The sequence below is a fragment of the Flavivirga sp. 57AJ16 genome (assembly GCF_028736925.1).
Taxonomy (GTDB): Bacteria; Bacteroidota; Bacteroidia; order Flavobacteriales; family Flavobacteriaceae; genus Flavivirga.
Window position 1 is genome coordinate 96,867 of the sequence record NZ_JAQZAT010000005.1, and the last position, 18,090, is coordinate 114,956.

Below are 18,090 nucleotides of genomic sequence, written 5' to 3' on the forward strand. Positions count from 1 at the left end.
TAATATTTTTTCTAAATGCGTGCATCATGTTTATTAATGTGTATGCGTCGGTTTTCTGTTATCAGTCTTCAGTCTTCTGTCTTCAAGCACCTTAATCCCTTCCGTATTAATTCTGGTCATATGTATTTCGAATACAATGCCAGTTTTAGAATACACGCTTTCCATAGCATCTTTTACATTTTGGGCATTTTCTAATCCTTTACTCAATGTAAAAATTGCTGGGCCAGAGCCTGATATTCCGGCACCCAAGGCACCATGTTGTAACACCGCTTTTTTTACGTCTTCATAATGAGGGATCAGTTTGCTTCTATGGGGTTCTACAATCACATCGTGTAAGGATCTTTGTATTAAACCATAATCGCTTGTATGTAGACCATGAATTAGGCTGCCAAAATTTGCCCATTGTTTTATAGCGTTTTGCAAAGGCACTTCTTTAGGAAGTATGGCTCGAGCTTCGGAGGTCTTTATTTCTATTTGCGGGTGAATAATGGTCGCATATAGATCTTTTGGAGAAGGGATTTCTAAAATTTCCAGAGGGGAGACACTTTTAACCAATGTAAAGCCTCCAAAAATGGCTGGTGCAAGGTTGTCGGCATGTTCACATTTACTAGCTAAGGCTTCTCCTTTTATAGCAAATTGTGTTAATTCCGTTTTGTTATAAGGTCTTCCCAAAAGCTCGTTCATTCCAAAAACACTACCAACAGCACTTGCAGCACTGCTACCAATCCCACTACCAGGCTTTATATTTTTATAAATTTCTATTTCGAAACCACAATCCGGTTTTAGGGCTTCGTACATCGCTAGTGCAGACACACCGGCAACATTTAAGGTTGTTTCAAAAGGCAGGTCAAACCCTTCAATTTTGGTAATATAAATACCTTTTTTATCCGTTTTCCTTATAACCATCTCATCTCCAATAGTGTCTAGGCAGAATCCTAAAACATCAAAGCCACAGGCTACATTGGCGACTGTTGCGGGCGAAAATATCTTTATGTCGTTTTTCATTTTAAATTTAATTCTAAATTATGCGATTTCTCACATATGTTCGAAATGACAACTCTTTGTTGTATTAATTATCATAAACTAGTTAACTGCAAACTGGGACTGAATACTGTTCACTTTTTTCAGTTTACTAAAATTAATTGTTCCCTATTCTAATAATATCGGCAAATAACCCCGAAGCTGTTACTTCTGCACCAGCACCAGCACCTTTAATAATCATAGGCTGTTCTGGGTAGCGTTGGGTATAAAACATAACGATATTGTCCTTTCCTTCCAAGTTATAAAATGGATGGCCTTCTGGAATTTCCTGTAAACCAACATTTGCCTTTCCGTTGTTTAGCTGTGCTACATACTTTAACTGGCTGTTTTTTGCGTTTGCAGAAGCGTATAGGGCTTGATAATGCCCTTCATCGGCAATAAGCGTTTGATAAAAATCGTCAACCGAATCACTCTTTAATCCCGATTCAGATAAGAAAGGTATGTTTGAAATATCCTCCAAATTCATTTGTATTCCGCTTTCCCTGGCCAAGATCAATATTTTTCTGGCCACATCAACACCACTTAGGTCTATTCTTGGATCTGGCTCCGTATAGCCTTCTGCTGCTGCCTGTTTAACCACATCGTAAAATTTAGTGGTATCATTAAAATTATTAAATACGAAATTTAAACTTCCAGATAAGACCGCCTGAATGGACGTGACTTTATCACCAGAAGCAATTAAATTATTAAGCGTGTCAATAATAGGTAAACCAGCACCCACATTAGTCTCAAATAAATAAGGCGCATTGTATTTAAGCGATAAGCGCTTTAACAAACTATAGTTTTCGTAATCGCTTGAGCATGCAATTTTATTACAGGCTACCACACCAATACTTTGACGTAAATAATCGGCATATAAATTCGCAACATCTTTATTTGCTGTAACATCAACAAAAATACTATTGCGTAAATTAAGTGATTTAGTGTTTTCAAAAAAGCCTTCTAAAGTGGCTTTTTCTCCTGAAGCGAGCTGATCTTTCCAGTTTTTTAAATCAATTCCATTTTCATTAAAAATCATTGTTCTGGAATTTGATAAGCCGGCAACGCGTAAATTGATTTTTAAATTCTCTTTTAAATACGTGCTCTGTTGTTCTATTTGATCGACTAATTTCTCACCAACATTTCCAACGCCCGTAATAAACACATTGAGCTGTTTTGTTTCAATCTCAAAAAACTGCTCATGCAAAGTGTTTAAAGCCTTTTTTACATCTTTTTCTGATATAACGGCCGAAATATTCTTCTCTGAGGCCCCTTGAGCTATAGCACGGATATTGATATTGTTTTTTCCTAAAGTACTAAACATTTTACCGCTGATCCCTTGGTGGTTTTTCATGTTATCACCAACTAATGCAATAATCGAAAGATTAGTTTCAACTATGATGGGGTTTATTTTATTTAGGGCAATTTCATTTTCAAAAACAGCATCGATAGCTTTTTTGGCTTCATGGGCATCTTTTTCTTCAATACCCAAACAAATAGAATGTTCAGATGATGCCTGGGTAATCAAGATGACATTAATTTTTTCTTGAGAAAGGGTTTCGAATAAGCGCTTGGAAAATCCAGGGATACCAACCATGCCACTGCCTTCTAAGGTTAACAGGGCAATATGTCCTATGTTACTAATGCCCTTTACGGGCGATGTCACATTTACCGCATCATTAGAAATAATAGTACCCGCAGCTTCTGGTTCTAAGGTGTTCTTTATGTGTATGGGAATTTCCAGATCTAAAACAGGCTGTACTGTAGGCGGGTATAAAACTTTGGCACCAAAGTGTGATAATTCCATAGCTTCCTGATAAGAAATCTTTTTGATAGGGTAGGCTTGTTTTACCAATTTAGGGTTGGTAGTATACATCCCGCTTACATCGGTCCAAATCTCTAACTGCTCTACTTTTAATGCGGCGGCAACAATAGCGGCAGTAAAATCTGATCCACCACGACCCAATGTGGTTTGTTCTCCTACTAAAGATTTTGAAACAAACCCGGGAAGTATAGTAATTTGCTGCGCTACTGTTTTAAAATAGTCTCTTATATTTTTATTGGTTATGTTATAATCAACTTCAGCCTTAGTGAAATTTGAATTTGTTATAATTAATTCCTGAGCGTTTTTACGATCTACGGATAAACTACGATGCTTCATCGTTTCCGATATAATGTATGAAGATAATAACTCGCCAAAACTCACTAATTTATCAGATGTTTTAGGGGATAGCTCATTTATTAAATAAATACCGTCCAGTAAATTTTTTAATTCATCCAGTCTGGTTTCGACGTATGCTATAATGTCGTCTGTATAACTAGGGTTTAATTCATTTATAATATTTAAATGAATATCTTTTATAGTATGGAACGTTTCTTTAAAACGGGTGTCTTTATTTTGAGCTTGTTTACCAGCTAAAAGGAGCTTATCCGTAATGCCCCCTACGGCCGATACAACACATATTATGGCATCCTTTTTTGAGTATGCAGTTAATATATCTATGACATTATTTATGTTTTTTGCAGAACCTACCGAAGTTCCACCAAATTTTAAAACTTTCATTTTTTAATGAATTGATAATTGAAAAAATATTTGAGATATTGTAATTATTAAAAATCACAATGATGGCCTGAAGAATATATAGTTAGCAACCCCAAGGGGTTGTAGTAGTAGTAATTGTAGTAGTACCAAAAATAGAAATGGTTCCTTCTGTTAAAGAAGAAAAACTTGCAACTGTATTTTGGTTTAAATGATTCACTATATTCTATATAAATATAGACCAAAAGTATTACTTTTAACCCAATAAAAAAACAAAAGCTGTCTTTTTATAGTATTCTTATATAGAAACTATTTTATTGAAAGAAAAGTGGTTAAAATGATTGAGGATTGAAAAATTAATAACAGAACCCATTCCGGGTTTCCGCTTAAATATAAAAGTCAAGAAACATTCATCAATAATTAAGGAGTAAATGAAATTATTTTCCAAAGAACAGATTTATGAGGGCGATAAACTAACAGCCGAACGTCAAAATATATCTTCAACAGATTTGATGGAGCGTGCAGGAACGCAAATTTTTAATTGGATGCACATGCGTATGCAGGGTGCTCAAGTGCCTATTCATATATTTTGCGGCATTGGAAATAATGGAGGAGATGGATTGGTACTTGCCAGGCATTTAATTTTAGATGGCTACCATGTTAAAACTTATGTTGTTAACTGTAGTGATAAGCGATCAAAAGATTTTTTAATTAATTATGATCGCATTAAAAATGTGACTAAAGATTGGCCAACGCTTTTAAATTGTACCGCAGATTTTCCTGAAATTCATCCAGATGATATTATTGTTGATGCCATTTTTGGTATTGGACTAAACAGACCTATTGATAAATGGGTAAAGTCATTGTTTGTACATTTTAGAAAGACAAAGGCATTTACTTTATCTATTGATATTCCATCTGGTTTAAGTACGGAAAAAGCCCCAGAAGACGAAGATGGTGTAGTTTGGGCTGGTTTTACATTGAGCTTTGCATCTCCTAAATTGGTTTTTTTCTTGCCGGAAACCGCTAAGTACACCGTGCAATGGGAAGTATTGGATATAGGTCTTGACCAGGAATTTTTATTCACAACAAATACCGAGGCAGAATTAATTGGCAAGCATGAAGTGTTACCATTATACCGGCCTCGAGAAAAGTTTTCACATAAAGGCCAATTTGGACATAGCCTTATCGTTGGTGGGAGCTATGGTAAAATGGGTGCTGTAACATTGGCAAGCAGGGGCGCTTTATCTGCTGGATCTGGTTTAATCACCGCATATGTGCCTAAATGTGGCTATGTACCTTTACAAGCATCTTTTCCAGAAGCTATGGTTATAACAGATGCCGATGAGGAAATAATTACAGATATTAAATTTGATATAGCGCCTACTGTTATTGGTTTTGGGGTAGGAGCAGGGACGCATCCTAAAACCATGAGTGCTTTTGAAGCCCTTTTAAAGAAAAGTAAGGCCTCTTTAGTTATTGATGCCGACGGGATTAATATACTATCTAAAAAGAAGGCCTTATTAAAACTTTTGCCAAAACAAACCGTTTTAACACCGCATCCTAAAGAGTTGGAGCGTTTAATTGGAACCTGGAAAGATGATTTCGATAAATTAAAAAAAGTAAAAGCGTTTTCACAAAAGCATGCCTGTATCGTTGTCATAAAAGGCGCCAATACTATTACCGTGTTTGATGGTAAACTTTATGTGAACGCTACGGGGAATCCAGGACTGTCTACTGCTGGAAGCGGGGATGTCTTAACCGGAATTATTACCGGACTCATATCGCAAGGTTATCATCCATTAGAAGCGACCATATTTGGAGTGTATTTACATGGAAGGTCTGCCGATATAGCGGTTGAGGATTTTGGTTACCAAAGTTTAATTGCCAGTCATGTTATAGACTATTTGGGAACCGCTTTTATTGATTTATTTAAGCAACCGGAACAACCAACAGAAGTTGTAGAAAAAGAGCAGGAGCAAGAACAACAAGAATAGTTTTAAAATAGCTTGATGCCTCAATCCAGAGAGCTTCTCAAGAGATCTTTTCATAAAAACCATATCACTAAAAAAGCCTATGAAACAAGTGTTTCATAGGCTTTTTATTTTATGCTTTTTAAATTCGTATTATATGTCCAAAGACGTAAATAATTCAATTAGTTTTGGGCTGGACGGTCTTGGTGCATCTGCGTTAACCACATTGCCAGCTGGATCTATAAGGATAAAACGAGGGATCCCTTGAATTTTATAGTCTTGAATGAATTTTGATTTCCAATCGCTATCGGCCAATAATTGTACGCCACCTAATTCCTTATCGGTCACCATTTTCTTCCAGGCATCATGTTTTTTTTGATCGTCTATTGAAATGCTCACAAATTCAATATTTTTTCCATGGTATTGTTCTTCAACCTTTTTAAGAAAAGGGATTTCAGCTTTACAAGGCCCGCACCAGGTTGCCCACACATCTATGTAAATATACTTTCCTTTTAAATCTGTTAAGGATGTTGTACCGCCTTTGTGGTTCTCATAATCAACAAAATCGGGAGATGGCTTGCCTATAAAACTGGCCATTTGTACAGCTCTCTGTTTTTGTCGGTTATAACTGGTCAAAAGATTTTCGCCAAGTTTTTCCAAGCCAGCTTTTTCGTTTGCATAAATTGTAGAGTCAATATTTTTATTTTTTTCTATAAACTCAGTGAGTTTATTTTCAATTTCATCTACTTTAGTCTTAAAAGCAGCCTCTTCTAAATCTAATAGATCTGGTGTAAAAAGACTTTCTTGCAATAAAGATTTTTGTGCCAGGTAGTTACTGGTTTCAGCACCAATACCTGTATATTTAATAGTCTCATCAAACTCTTTTGTATCCAGGGTTACATTGATATCAAATCCATTTTCGAGATACATATTACTCGATTCCTTACCATCATAAATATTATGAACACCAGCTACCACCTTTAAGGTATCCTTAAAAGTGCCATCTTCATTTACTTGAATGGTTTTTGAATATGTTCGTGTTCTAACGACCAAGGAATCACTATTCTTATCAGTGATTTTACCAGATAAAGTGACATAGTCTTTGGGAGCATTTTCACAAGCAACTAGCGCTATTGTAAATGCCAAAAAAAGTATTTTTTTCATTTTTTTAGTTTATTATTTCGATCAAAAATAAGCCTTTGCATAATAAAATGTTAATTATTAACTTAATTTTAATTATTTATAGCTTGGGGGTCATGAAGGACCAATGTCTCGTAATCTGCTATTTCAGGTATAATATTTAAAGCATGCAGTTGTTTTTGCACATTCATTATGGTTTGCCTGTCGATTAAATTTTGGGACCATTCGGTAATACTTAACCATTCTTGTACATCTTCAAGCTGTTGTTCATATCGATTTGCGATTGTTTCATCTATACTTGGTATCTCTTTAAATGTAGAGGTTGTATTATTAATAATTTTTAAAATGGTTGCCAGATCATCTTCATTGGATTCTATAAAATCTTCTCGTGCAGCAATTACAAAGCAGGGCCAGGGTGAGGGACAGTTGCCTATGCGTCTAAATACCCCTTCGTCGACCAGTGGTTTTGTTGTGAATTTTTCCCATAAAAAATAATCAGCTTCGCCGGTCGTTAATCCTTCTACAGCACCATCCAAATTTTTTATAATCTCAAAATCGAGATCTTTTTTTAGATCCCAGTTATTATTTTCAGCATTGATATAAGCCATTAAATGTGAGCCAGAACCATATCGACTTATAGCGGCTTTGGTTCCTTTTAAATCTTTTATGGTTTTATAAGACGAATTATGTGCGACATGAACTCCCCAAATTAGAGGGGTTTTTACAAAAGTCTGCACAATTTTACTAGGATTGCCATCTATGATGTCTTTTATAATACCTTCGGTAAGTATAATAGCCATATCGATCTCTTTATTTCGGAGGGCTTTACACATGGCGCCTGTACCTCCTGGATAATCATGCCAACGTAAATTAATATTTTCTTTTTTGTAATCGCCATTTTTTAACGTTAGGTACCATGCCAAGTTAAAATGTTCGGGTACGCCACCAATATTTACTTTCTTCATTGAGAACTTATTTAATCTTTTTCAATCGGCTAAAAAATCGCCCTTTTTACACCCATTTTTGTCTTTTTTCCTTCCGTAGGCCCTGTTATGCAACTCAAAAAAGCCTTCGAATGGGTGTAAAATAGCTAATTTTCGCTACAATCCAAAAAGCTTAAAATGAGTTCTAAATCAATCTATTAATTTGCAATTTTATCGATTGTGTATTTTATAAGATTTTCAATAACTTCTGAAGGGTTTTTGCTAAAAGTTCCAGAAGCCCTGTTAGCAATGATAGCATTTAGCGATAAAGCATGATGCCCCAAAAGTTTTGCTAAACCATATATAGCAGATGTTTCCATCTCTAGATTTGTGATACGGATACCCTTAAAATTAAAAGTATCCATTTTATTGTTTAAACCAGCATCTTGAATGGGCAACCGCAAGACGCGTCCTTGAGGCCCATAAAACCCACCTGCTGTAGCGGTTAGCCCTTTATGGGTCTTAGGGCTTTCAAATTGTTTTTCGAGGGCATTGCTGTTTTTTATAACAATAGGTCTTGCCTTAAATTCATGCCAATTTGTTTGCTTTATAAAAGCGGCTTCAATATCAGGGTTGTTAATGGTATGTATTTGGTAGGCATGTAGCATACCATTAAGGTCTAGGCCGAAAGTGCTTAAAAGAAACGAGTCTACAGGAATATCTTTTTGCAGCGAACCGGATGTGCCTATCCTAATAATATTCAAACTCGTAATGATCTGTTTTGGGGTTTTTGTAATTAAATCTATATTAAAAAGGGCATCCAATTCGTTTAGAACAATATCTATGTTGTCTGGCCCAATTCCAGTAGATATAACTGTTATGCGCTTACCTTTATAATGTCCCGTTTGAGTTTTAAATTCCCGTTTTTGAGTTGAAAATTCAATACTATCAAAATGTTTTGATACTTTTTCAACACGATCTTGGTCACCGACCAAAATGATGGTGCTCGAAACATTTTCTGGTTTTAAATTTAAATGATAAACACTACCGTCTGGATTCAATATTAATTCGGAGTCCTTAATGGGCATTTAGTACGGTTTTTAAAAGTTTATTTTGTTTCTTATTGAATTGAAAATCGGATTTTTCAACGCCTCCATAAACCATGTTGTTATCAATTTCAATGGCCACATTATGCTGTCCTAACAATGCTTCATGGCCTTTCCTGTTAAGCGTTATGTCATGTGCTTCTTTGGTAAAAAATACACTTAGCTTTTCTATAATCCTAGAAATTTGAAGATCTCCATAACCATAATATCCTTGGTAGTTAAGTACATAGCCCAATAAATGGTGCTTGGATTTTATACTATTGTTTTTAACGATTTCCAGTATGTTTTTTTCTAATACATTTAAGCCATATATTAAATCTGGAAAACGCTCCAAGTGTGCTTTTAGACAATTACTTAAATATTTGAACGATGATACGGTTAGGATAAAAGGTTTTAGTAAGTTGTGGTCTTTGCCACAATAAATGCCCCATAAGGTTTTAGCCAATTCTAGATCTTTAGACGTTAGTTTCACTCTTTTTTTATAATGATCTATTAATTGCTCGTCGTTAAGTTCGGATAAGCCTTTTAATGCTTTATCCCCTTTAATTCTACCACTGCAAACTAAAGAAATAGGCAGGTCGATTTTTTTTTGTATGATAAGATTGATAACGGCAATCATATTGATGTGACAAAATAGATCATATTCAAACCATAGGATAATTTCTGAATATTCCTTGTAAACATTCAGTTTGTTTAATTCAAACTTAATGCTGTCCGTATCTAAATCAATATCATAAAATTCACTAAAAAATGATTTTCGGAGGTCCAAAAACTTTTCGGAATTTATCTCAATAATGGTTGGCCCTTCACAAAGCATTTCTTGCCAGGTAAGCTTTTCGCCAACGATATCCAACTCATCTAAATAATTTGTTAAAACATCGCCATTGGTAATATGAAGTGGTTGTTTGCTCATAACATTAACCTCCTACACGCTTTACGCTAAAGCCTTTTTCTTGGAGTATTTTCATTATTTTTTCCCGATAATCTCCCTGAATAATAATTTTATCATCCTTAAAACTGCCGCCAACACTTAGCGTTGTTTTAATCTCTTTGGCTAAAGCCTTAAAATCTTCATTTGCACCAGTGTACCCTTCCAATATAGTAATTGGTTTGCCTTTGCGTTTTTCATATTTGCAAATAATGGGATCGTCCTGCATCCATATTTTAGAAGTTTCACTATCGTTTTCAGCAGATTCTGTTTGAACATGATCTGGAAACAAATTTTTTAATTGGTCCTGTAAATCCATTTTTTTAGTATTCAGTCCTCAGTCCTCAGTCCTCAGTGTTCAGTCTTCAGTGTTCGGTTTCGATTTCAACTTCAACTTCAATTTCAGTGTTCAATTTCAACCAACCGAATACCGTGGACTATTTTTTTATCAGCCCTAATTCTATTAATCGTTCATTTAAAAATTCACCAGCCGTAATATCTTCAAATGCTTTAGGGTTATTCTCGTCGATACAGCCTTCTAATACATCCAGCTTCATTTCACTTATGGGATGCATAAAAAATGGAATGGAGTAGCGTGATGTTCCCCAAAGTTCTTTTGGAGGGTTTATAACTTGATGTATGGTAGATTTTAATTTGTTATTGGTGTGTCTGGAGAGCATATCCCCAACATTGATCATGAGTTCATCAGGTTGTGCAATGGCATCTATCCATTCACCTTTATGGTTTTGCACTTGCAAGCCCAGACCTTGTGCCCCCATTAATAATGTTATCAAGTTAATATCCCCATGTGCAGCCGCACGAACAGCTTCCTTAGGTGCTTCTGTAATTGGTGGATAGTGAATGGGCCTTAAAATAGAATTCCCATTATAAATGAATTTATCAAAATAGGTTTCTTCAAGATTTAAATGTAAGGCCAATGCACGTAAAACATACTTAGCTGTTTTTTCGAGCATTTTATAAGTTTTTTTGCCTATGGCATTAAATTCCGGAAGTTCGGTAACGGTTACGTTTTCTGGATATTCTGCTTCAAGTTTCGGGTCGTTTTCAACGTATTGACCAAAATGCCAAAACTCCTTTAAATCGCCTTCTTTTTTACCTTTAGCGCTTTCCTTTCCAAATGAAACATAGCCGCGTTGTCCACCAATCCCAGGGATTTCATAGCGTTGTTTGATTTCTGTGGGTAAACTAAAAAAACGTTTGACTTCTGTGTATAAGTTTTCGACTAGCGTATCATCTAAAAAATGGCCCTTTAGGGCTACAAAACCAATGTCTTCATATGCTTTACCAATAGCATCGACAAATTGTTGCTTTCTAGTAGGATCGTTAGAAATAAAATCACTTAAATCTACACTTGGTATACTAGTCATAAGTTGTAATTTATAATGAATGTATTACAAATGTACAAAAACATTGTAAAGTTTGGCATACCGTGGTTTATATAACTTTTATATTGTTTTTGTCTTTTTATGGTATATTTGATCAAGTAATATGTTTAATTTATGAATACAGAACCCACTTCGATTAATATGGAATATCATATTGAAAATCTTGACAAAGAGGTATTAATGGCATTGTATAAAAACATATTAAAGCCAAGACTCATAGAGGAAAAGATGCTTATATTACTAAGGCAGGGAAAAATAGGCAAATGGTTTTCCGGTATTGGGCAAGAGGCTATTGCTGTAGGGGTTACCATGGCTTTAAATACCAACGAGTATATATTGCCCATGCATAGAAATTTGGGAGTATTCACGTCTCGAGAAATTCCGTTATATAGATTATTTGCGCAATGGCAGGGAAAAGCTTCTGGGTTTACAAAGGGAAGGGACCGATCCTTCCATTTTGGAACACAGAAATATAAAATAATTGGAATGATTTCCCATTTAGGGCCACAATTAGGCGTAGCAGATGGTATTGCCTTGGCTTCTAAATTAAGAAAACGACATGAGGTAACGGCTGTGTTTACAGGCGAAGGCGGCACCAGTGAGGGCGATTTTCATGAAGCTTTAAATGTCGCTTCAGTTTGGCAATTACCTGTTTTGTTCTGTGTTGAAAATAATGGTTATGGGTTGTCTACGCCTACCAAAGAACAATACAATTGTGTAAATATTGCAGATAGGGGGCTGGGATATGGCATAGAATCCCATATTATCGATGGAAATAATATCATTGAGGTTTATAAAAAGGTAAGTGAGTTAGCGGAAAGTGTAAGGGGAAACCCAAGGCCGATTTTATTGGAATTTAAAACGTTTAGGATGCGCGGGCATGAAGAGGCTAGTGGTATTAAATACGTGCCACAGGAACTTATGGATGCCTGGGCTGCTAAAGATCCCGTATTAAATTTTGAGGCTTTCCTAAAAGACACTGGTATTTTAAATGACGATGAGCATGCTGCCATTCAAGAGGCTATAAAGGCAGAAATTAATGAGCATTTGGATATGGCCTTTATGGAAGAAGCAATAATTCCTGATAAAACAAATGAATTAAATGATGTATATCAAGATTTTGATTATCAAGAAATTAAAAATGAAAATAAATTAAAGAAGATCCGTTTTATTGATGCTATTTCAGAGAGCTTAAAACAGAGTATGGAGCATCACGAAGATCTGGTCATTATGGGGCAGGATATTGCCGAATATGGTGGTGCATTTAAAATAACAGATGGATTTGTAGCCCAATTTGGAAAAGAACGTGTACGCAACACGCCCATTTGCGAATCTGCCATTATAGAAACGGCTATGGGTTTATCTATAGCAGGTATTAAGAGTATTGTTGAAATGCAGTTTGCAGATTTTGTCAGCTCTGGTTTTAATCCTATTGTTAACTATTTGGCCAAGTCTCATTACAGATGGGGACAGCAAGCCGATGTTGTTATTAGAATGCCTTGTGGAGGCGGTGTGGCAGCGGGGCCTTTTCATTCTCAGACCAACGAGGCCTGGTTTACAAAAACACCAGGATTAAAAGTGGTTTATCCGGCCTTCCCTTATGACGCAAAAGGCTTATTGGCCACAGCAATTAATGATCCGAACCCTGTTTTGTTTTTTGAACACAAAGGCTTGTACAGAAGCATTCGTCAAGAAGTTCCAGTAGATTACTACACCTTGCCTTTTGGAAAAGCATCTGTGATTAACGAAGGTAACGATGTAACTATTATTAGCTTTGGAGCTGCTGTTCATTGGGCTCTAGAGACTTTGGAAAATGACCCCGAAATTTCGGCAGATGTTATAGACCTACGAACACTCCAGCCTTTGGATACGGATACCATATATCAATCGGTTAGAAAAACAGGAAAAGCAATCATTTTACAGGAAGATTCTTTGTTTGGTGGGATTGCAAGTGATATTTCCGCATTAATTATGGAACACTGTTTCCAATCCCTTGATGCACCGGTTAAGCGTGTTGCCAGTTTAGAAACACCTATACCGTTTGCTAGTCAATTAGAAGCACAGTATCTACCTAAAAAAACGTTTGAAGAAGCACTAAAGACACTTTTAGCATATTGAAGTGGTTTCATTTTAGTTATAGTGGCCCGTCTAAGAAGAAAATGAAAAGAGCATTAAGTTAGATACGCAGTCGAAGTATGACAAATAAAAAATATTAGATATAAACACATGAAACGAGCATTAAACCTGCCAGCAAGCAGGTTTAATGTGAGAGCGTAGCGGTTGCATACGTTCTCAATTTTATAATTAACATCAAATCAAACAATTATAAAGATTTAAACGTATGAAAAGAAGAAAGTTTATAAGAAATACTTTTCTTGGTACCGCGGCATCGCTCATTGGTGCAGACATCGTATTTTCTTCTTCAATGCCTAAAAACTATACCCCCATTGGACTGAAAGACCCAGATCCCTATACGCTATTCAATAAGGATAAGGATATGACCGTATTGAACGATAAACCATGGAATATAGAGGCAAAAGCGCATTTATTGGATGATAAAATCACACCTAATAAATATATGTTTATACGGAATAATGGCAACATTCCCCAGAATATTGATGTGGCTCATTGGAAACTGATTATTGATGGGGAATCTGTTTCTACACCAAAAACATATACGCTTCAAGCGCTGAAAAGTAAATTTAAAAACCATACCTACCAATTAACATTGGAATGTGGTGGCAATGGTAGGAGTGAGTTTAATCCACCAGCAAAAGGCAATCAATGGACTGTAGGTGCTGTTTCGTGTGCCGTGTGGACTGGTGTTAGATTAAAAGATGTCCTAGAAGATGTAGGTATTAAAGACGATGCTGTTTACATAGGCTATCATGCTGCAGATACTCATTTAAGTGGAGATCCGGAAAAGGAACCGATTTCAAGAGGGGTCCCCATAGAGAAAGCGCTTCAGGAAGAAACATTGCTAGCTTTTAAGATGAACGGTAGGGACATTCCGCTTGCACATGGCTACCCGTTACGATTGGTTGCAGGCGGTTGGCCAGCGTCTGCTTCTGGAAAGTGGATACACAGAATAAGTGTTAGGGATAAAGTGCATGATGGCACAAAAATGAAAGCGCCAGCCTATAGAGTGCCCTGTAAACCCGTTGCGCCTGGAGAAAAAGTAAAAGATGCCGATATGTGCATTATCGAAAGCATGCCCGTAAAATCTTTGATAACCTACCCTAGGTCCGGAGCTATGATTAGCCAAGGAGAAAAACTCCATATTAGAGGCCATGCCTGGGCAGGAGAATTGGAAGTTCAGGCCATGGCGTATTCTATAGACTTTGGGGCAACCTGGCATACCTGCCGTATTGAGAAACCTATAAACCGTTTAGCGTGGCAACACTTTAACGCCTCAATTGCATTTCCCAAAAAGGGCTATTACGAAGTTTGGGCCAGGGCTACGGATGTTGATGGGGTAAGTCAGCCCATGCTAGTACCGGGTTGGAATCCCAAAGGCTATCTTAATAATGCTTGTCATAGAATTGCTGTTAAAGTTAAATAATGGAAAATCAGGGATTTAAAAATAAAGTAAAACGTATTTATTATGGACTCACCCTATTTTTTGGATTGCTGCTTATTTTATCTGGGGGATTGGTTTATAAGATGGTAGATCCTTCGTTTTTAACTTTTCCTAATGAAGTAGAAACCGAAACGTATGTTGATGTGGTAGGTTTTGACAACATTGAAAATGGGATTCATCTGGAGACAGGTTTTAAAGATGATGAGGGGCTTCAAACTGTTATAGTAAATTGTACGTCTTGCCACTCAGCAAAATTAGTCACTCAAAACAGAGCGAATAAAGAAGGTTGGATAAGTATTATTCGCTGGATGCAAGAGACTCAAAACCTATGGGATTTAGGAACTAATGAGGTTGTTATAGTTAATTATTTAGCTAAAAATTATGGCATTGAAGAGAAGGGGAGACGTGATAACTTGGAAAATGTAGAATGGTATGATTTAAAGAATTAAAGCGGTTTATGTGTATTGTTATTCTAGGGTTCGCTTAGCTCATGTAACCTTTATTCTAACAGAATTACGGGGTTTTAAAAATGTGAAAAATTATGATGGTTCTTGGGTGGAATGGCGTTTCAATAAAGATTTACCTTTTAAACAAGACACTATAATGACTTTATTTAACAACTATGAATACTTATATAGAAGCTTTTAAAAATGCCTTTTTAGGTACCGTGGATTGGACATGGAAATCGATACTTTTTGAGGTGCCATGGTACACCAATTATTTCTGGGGATTGGTCGTTATATCTGTAATTGTTTGGCTTTTGGAAATACTATTTCCTTGGCGAAAAGAACAGGCGATTTTTAGGAAAGATTTTTGGCTAGATGCTGTTTATATGTTCTTCAATTTCTTTGTTTTCGCCATTATCATAAGTGGTGTTTATGCGGTTTTAGAGCAATTTTTTTTAAGTATAGGGGGCACCATGCAATCTATTGTTCTGCTAAATTTAAAAGCGTTACCGGTATGGGGGCAATTATTAATATTCTTTTTGGTGTTGGATTTTGTGCAATGGTTTACGCATGTATTATTACATAGATTTAACTTTTTATGGCGTTTTCATAAAGTACACCATTCTGTTAAGGAAATGGGATTTGCAGCCCATTTGCGTTACCATTGGATGGAAAACATTTTATATAAACCGCTTAAAATATTCGCTGTGATGCTACTTGGTGGTTTTGAGCCAGAACAAGCCTTTGTTGTACATTTTATAGCCATTGCTATGGGCCATTTAAATCATGCCAATGTCAAGCTCAACTATGGCCCTTTGAAATATATATTTAACAATCCCATTATGCACTTGTACCATCATGCCTATGCTTTGCCAAAAGAACACCATTATGGCGTTAATTTTGGGATTAGCTTAAGTCTTTGGGATTATATTTTTAAAACAGATTATATTCCGGAAGCTAGCGGAAAAATAGCTTTGGGGTATCCTGATGACACAAACATGCCTAAAAACTTTTTTATGCAGTTGTTTTATGGATTTAAGAGAAATGATTAATTTTTAGTTGCTTATGTTCAGAAATAAATATGTCATACTAATTATTGTTTTAACCTTCTTTCATTGTAAAGAAAAAGAAAGCGATGAAGATCTTTATGAGTGGCAAACTATCAATGTTACCGCAACAGCTTATAATTCATTGGCATATCAAACAAACTCAAATCCAAGTATAACCGCCTTTGGAGATAGTTTAAAATCAGGAATGCGATGTGTTGCTGTCTCCAGGGATTTGCTCAAAATGGGGTTAACGCATAACACGCCTATTACAATTGAAGGTTTTGACAGTATTTATTTAGTTAAGGACAAAATGCATACACGTTGGAAAAAGCGCATAGATATTTATATGGGAACAGATGTAAAAGCAGCAAGGAATTGGGGCAGGAAAAAGGTGACTATAAGCTATCGTGTTCCTAAGAAAAAGTAGATAGTAAATCTGCAACAAGGTTCATTTTTAAAAGGACACGAATTTCACAAATTTTCACTAATTGTCCTGTATAGCTAAATCAATATAAGCAAACATGGGCTGTTTATTTCGTTTCTGCTTCCGAAAGTATAAAAGGATAGGCGTCTTTCACATGTTTTAACGCGCTTTTTGATAGCTCGTCTACAGGCTTTCTTAATACATTTATACTATACGCCTCTCTTAATTCGTAATAAGCTTTTGAGAGTTCATCCTGTACCGCAATAAATTGTTTATAAGACGTATGTCTACCGTTTTGTAATGATACTACTGCTCTTTTAGGATTATCGGATGCGTTTGGACTTTTTGCACCATGACAATAATTACAAGTACCATCGCCATTGTTATCCAAAAAGCTTTTGGTGATCTCTTTTAATTCGGAAATGGAAACCACGTTATTTTCTATCATAATTTCATCATTATTGTTTATTAGAATGCGAAGTATATTGCGTTCAGATATTTTACTATCACAAACCGTTCCGGGCGGACATTCTTTTGGAAGGCGCCTATCGATCCCTTCATCTGAAGATATGGTGGCGGTTACAAGAAAAAAGATAAGTAATAAAAATGCAATGTCTGCCATAGATCCTGCATTTACTTCAGGAATTAATTTTGAATGCCTCATAATTATAGATTTAAATGTTAATATGTTAATGAAATCACAAAAACAATACCATAAATCTTATTATATTACCAATCACGTATGCATACAAATATTGAATCATAAAAAGTTGTACACGAATGGCAAAAATTCACACGAATCTAATTACTTAATGGCGTAGATTGGACTCAACATATTAGTGAAAATTTGTGCCATTCGTGTCTTTTTAAAAATGTGTATTTACAATTTTGGAATTAAAATTTCTGGTTGAAAAGACACTTAAATCTAAAAAATAAAAAGTTATAATATATAAAGTGATTTGTCATTCAATGTAAATCCTGATACTCTAATATGTCTTAGATCATGTCTCTCTATTAATAAGCATAGCATTTTATGCGTTTCCATGCATTCTCATGTGAATTATCATGGTTTGGTATGATGCTATCTGTAATTGAGTTTTCTTGAGTGATACTATTTAAGTACCTCGATATTTTAGTAGTTGATTTCATTTTGATTATTTGATTGATGAAAAAATTGTTTTAAAAGACGCTACTTATCTGTAACGTCTTTTACTGTTCCAATTGTAACTTTTTGTAGTGTTTAAAGTGCCACTTAGTTGATTGTTGTTTAATGTTCTCATGGTTTTTGATTTAATGTTGATACTGAAATAGGTATAATTCATTTCAAAAAATTCAGTATAGGTTGATTAATTGATTGATGATTTTCAATAACTTAAAATAACTTATCTAAAACGTCTTTTTCTATTCCATTGGTTACTTTTAGTTCCAGTTAGTGTTCCGCTTAATTGATTGTTGTTTAATGTTCTCATAATTGTTGTTTTTTGAATGGTTTATACTAGATAGACGACCATAAATGAAAAACGTTACAGTACTATGTATAACAAAGTAATAAATTA

The 18,090-nt window shown here is 35.5% G+C and carries 17 protein-coding genes; 7 read left to right on the top strand and 10 right to left on the bottom strand.

Going from position 1 to position 18,090, the window contains the following annotated elements; all coding sequences use genetic code 11:
- Window positions 1-33 precede the first annotated feature (33 nt).
- Together PQO00_RS06785 and thrA are read right to left on the bottom strand one after the other, a co-directional pair.
- On the bottom strand, window positions 34-1,005 hold the full coding sequence (locus PQO00_RS06785) for a homoserine kinase (protein WP_274184079.1): 972 nt from the start codon (window positions 1,003-1,005) through the stop codon (window positions 34-36).
- A gap of 133 nt (window positions 1,006-1,138) precedes the next feature.
- Window positions 1,139-3,583, bottom strand: coding sequence for a bifunctional aspartate kinase/homoserine dehydrogenase I (thrA, locus tag PQO00_RS06790; RefSeq protein WP_274184080.1), 2,445 nt, complete (start codon window positions 3,581-3,583; stop codon window positions 1,139-1,141).
- A gap of 407 nt (window positions 3,584-3,990) precedes the next feature.
- Between thrA and PQO00_RS06795 the strand changes: the two genes are divergently transcribed.
- Window positions 3,991-5,556, top strand: a complete 1,566-nt coding sequence (locus PQO00_RS06795; RefSeq protein WP_274184081.1) for an NAD(P)H-hydrate dehydratase — start codon at window positions 3,991-3,993, stop codon at window positions 5,554-5,556.
- Between the two features lie 129 nt (window positions 5,557-5,685).
- Here PQO00_RS06795 and PQO00_RS06800 read toward each other — a convergent pair whose 3' ends face one another.
- The 6 genes from PQO00_RS06800 to PQO00_RS06825 all read right to left on the bottom strand — a co-directional run bounded on the left by PQO00_RS06800 (window position 5,686) and on the right by PQO00_RS06825 (window position 11,017).
- Window positions 5,686-6,696 (bottom strand): TlpA disulfide reductase family protein, encoded by a 1,011-nt coding sequence (locus PQO00_RS06800; RefSeq protein ID WP_274184082.1) that lies wholly within the window; start codon window positions 6,694-6,696, stop codon window positions 5,686-5,688.
- 68 nt (window positions 6,697-6,764) lie between these two features.
- Window positions 6,765-7,637: a substrate-binding domain-containing protein gene (locus PQO00_RS06805; protein ID WP_274184083.1), complete on the bottom strand. Its 873-nt coding sequence runs from the start codon at window positions 7,635-7,637 to the stop codon at window positions 6,765-6,767.
- 176 nt (window positions 7,638-7,813) lie between these two features.
- Window positions 7,814-8,683, bottom strand: a complete 870-nt coding sequence (locus tag PQO00_RS06810; protein WP_274184084.1) for a nucleoside phosphorylase — start codon at window positions 8,681-8,683, stop codon at window positions 7,814-7,816.
- A complete protein-coding gene (locus PQO00_RS06815; RefSeq protein ID WP_274184085.1) occupies window positions 8,673-9,614 on the bottom strand; it encodes a DUF1835 domain-containing protein in 942 nt (313 codons plus the stop codon). The genes PQO00_RS06810 and PQO00_RS06815 overlap by 11 nt, the downstream gene beginning before the upstream one ends.
- A 4-nt stretch (window positions 9,615-9,618) precedes the next feature.
- On the bottom strand, window positions 9,619-9,948 hold the full coding sequence (locus PQO00_RS06820) for a translation initiation factor (protein WP_274184086.1): 330 nt from the start codon (window positions 9,946-9,948) through the stop codon (window positions 9,619-9,621).
- A gap of 118 nt (window positions 9,949-10,066) precedes the next feature.
- Window positions 10,067-11,017, bottom strand: a complete 951-nt coding sequence (locus PQO00_RS06825) for an isopenicillin N synthase family oxygenase (RefSeq protein WP_274184087.1) — start codon at window positions 11,015-11,017, stop codon at window positions 10,067-10,069.
- Window positions 11,018-11,176: 159 nt separating this feature from the next.
- On the opposite strand from PQO00_RS06825, the gene PQO00_RS06830 reads away from it, so the two are divergent.
- The 6 genes from PQO00_RS06830 (at window position 11,177) to PQO00_RS06850 (ending at window position 16,537) form a co-directional block, all read left to right on the top strand.
- Window positions 11,177-13,153, top strand: coding sequence for a dehydrogenase E1 component subunit alpha/beta (locus tag PQO00_RS06830; RefSeq protein WP_274184255.1), 1,977 nt, complete (start codon window positions 11,177-11,179; stop codon window positions 13,151-13,153).
- Between the two features lie 223 nt (window positions 13,154-13,376).
- Complete coding sequence (locus tag PQO00_RS06835; RefSeq protein ID WP_274184088.1) at window positions 13,377-14,597, top strand: sulfite oxidase; 1,221 nt, start codon at window positions 13,377-13,379, stop codon at window positions 14,595-14,597.
- Window positions 14,597-15,064 (top strand): monoheme cytochrome C, encoded by a 468-nt coding sequence (locus PQO00_RS06840; protein ID WP_337992828.1) that lies wholly within the window; start codon window positions 14,597-14,599, stop codon window positions 15,062-15,064. Before PQO00_RS06835 ends, PQO00_RS06840 begins: the two co-directional genes overlap by 1 nt.
- A 10-nt stretch (window positions 15,065-15,074) precedes the next feature.
- On the top strand, window positions 15,075-15,263 hold the full coding sequence (locus PQO00_RS20385) for a hypothetical protein (RefSeq protein WP_369128009.1): 189 nt from the start codon (window positions 15,075-15,077) through the stop codon (window positions 15,261-15,263).
- Window positions 15,238-16,113 (top strand): sterol desaturase family protein, encoded by an 876-nt coding sequence (locus PQO00_RS06845; RefSeq protein WP_274184089.1) that lies wholly within the window; start codon window positions 15,238-15,240, stop codon window positions 16,111-16,113. Before PQO00_RS20385 ends, PQO00_RS06845 begins: the two co-directional genes overlap by 26 nt.
- A 13-nt stretch (window positions 16,114-16,126) precedes the next feature.
- The gene (locus tag PQO00_RS06850) at window positions 16,127-16,537 is read left to right on the top strand and encodes a 3D domain-containing protein (RefSeq protein WP_274184090.1); all 411 of its coding nucleotides are present in this window, start codon (window positions 16,127-16,129) and stop codon (window positions 16,535-16,537) included.
- Between the two features lie 103 nt (window positions 16,538-16,640).
- Here the strand turns inward: PQO00_RS06850 and PQO00_RS06855 are convergent, their stop codons facing one another.
- A complete protein-coding gene (locus tag PQO00_RS06855) occupies window positions 16,641-17,198 on the bottom strand; it encodes a biopolymer transporter ExbD (RefSeq protein ID WP_274184091.1) in 558 nt (185 codons plus the stop codon).
- Window positions 17,199-17,548: 350 nt separating this feature from the next.
- Complete coding sequence (locus tag PQO00_RS06860; protein ID WP_274184092.1) at window positions 17,549-17,683, bottom strand: hypothetical protein; 135 nt, start codon at window positions 17,681-17,683, stop codon at window positions 17,549-17,551.
- Window positions 17,684-18,090 lie beyond the last annotated feature (407 nt).

What these genes read in the sequence shown, in the direction of transcription:
- PQO00_RS06785 (WP_274184079.1), bottom strand. Translation starts at nt 1,005, where the DNA reads ATGAAAAACGACATAAAGATATTTTCGCCCGCAACAGTCGCCAATGTA.
- thrA (WP_274184080.1), bottom strand. Translation starts at nt 3,583, where the DNA reads ATGAAAGTTTTAAAATTTGGTGGAACTTCGGTAGGTTCTGCAAAAAAC.
- PQO00_RS06795 (WP_274184081.1), top strand. Translation starts at nt 3,991, where the DNA reads ATGAAATTATTTTCCAAAGAACAGATTTATGAGGGCGATAAACTAACA.
- PQO00_RS06800 (WP_274184082.1), bottom strand. Translation starts at nt 6,696, where the DNA reads ATGAAAAAAATACTTTTTTTGGCATTTACAATAGCGCTAGTTGCTTGT.
- PQO00_RS06805 (WP_274184083.1), bottom strand. Translation starts at nt 7,637, where the DNA reads ATGAAGAAAGTAAATATTGGTGGCGTACCCGAACATTTTAACTTGGCA.
- PQO00_RS06810 (WP_274184084.1), bottom strand. Translation starts at nt 8,683, where the DNA reads ATGCCCATTAAGGACTCCGAATTAATATTGAATCCAGACGGTAGTGTT.
- PQO00_RS06815 (WP_274184085.1), bottom strand. Translation starts at nt 9,614, where the DNA reads ATGAGCAAACAACCACTTCATATTACCAATGGCGATGTTTTAACAAAT.
- PQO00_RS06820 (WP_274184086.1), bottom strand. Translation starts at nt 9,948, where the DNA reads ATGGATTTACAGGACCAATTAAAAAATTTGTTTCCAGATCATGTTCAA.
- PQO00_RS06825 (WP_274184087.1), bottom strand. Translation starts at nt 11,017, where the DNA reads ATGACTAGTATACCAAGTGTAGATTTAAGTGATTTTATTTCTAACGAT.
- PQO00_RS06830 (WP_274184255.1), top strand. Translation starts at nt 11,177, where the DNA reads ATGGAATATCATATTGAAAATCTTGACAAAGAGGTATTAATGGCATTG.
- PQO00_RS06835 (WP_274184088.1), top strand. Translation starts at nt 13,377, where the DNA reads ATGAAAAGAAGAAAGTTTATAAGAAATACTTTTCTTGGTACCGCGGCA.
- PQO00_RS06840 (WP_337992828.1), top strand. Translation starts at nt 14,597, where the DNA reads ATGGAAAATCAGGGATTTAAAAATAAAGTAAAACGTATTTATTATGGA.
- PQO00_RS06845 (WP_274184089.1), top strand. Translation starts at nt 15,238, where the DNA reads ATGAATACTTATATAGAAGCTTTTAAAAATGCCTTTTTAGGTACCGTG.
- PQO00_RS06850 (WP_274184090.1), top strand. Translation starts at nt 16,127, where the DNA reads ATGTTCAGAAATAAATATGTCATACTAATTATTGTTTTAACCTTCTTT.
- PQO00_RS06855 (WP_274184091.1), bottom strand. Translation starts at nt 17,198, where the DNA reads ATGAGGCATTCAAAATTAATTCCTGAAGTAAATGCAGGATCTATGGCA.
- PQO00_RS06860 (WP_274184092.1), bottom strand. Translation starts at nt 17,683, where the DNA reads ATGAAATCAACTACTAAAATATCGAGGTACTTAAATAGTATCACTCAA.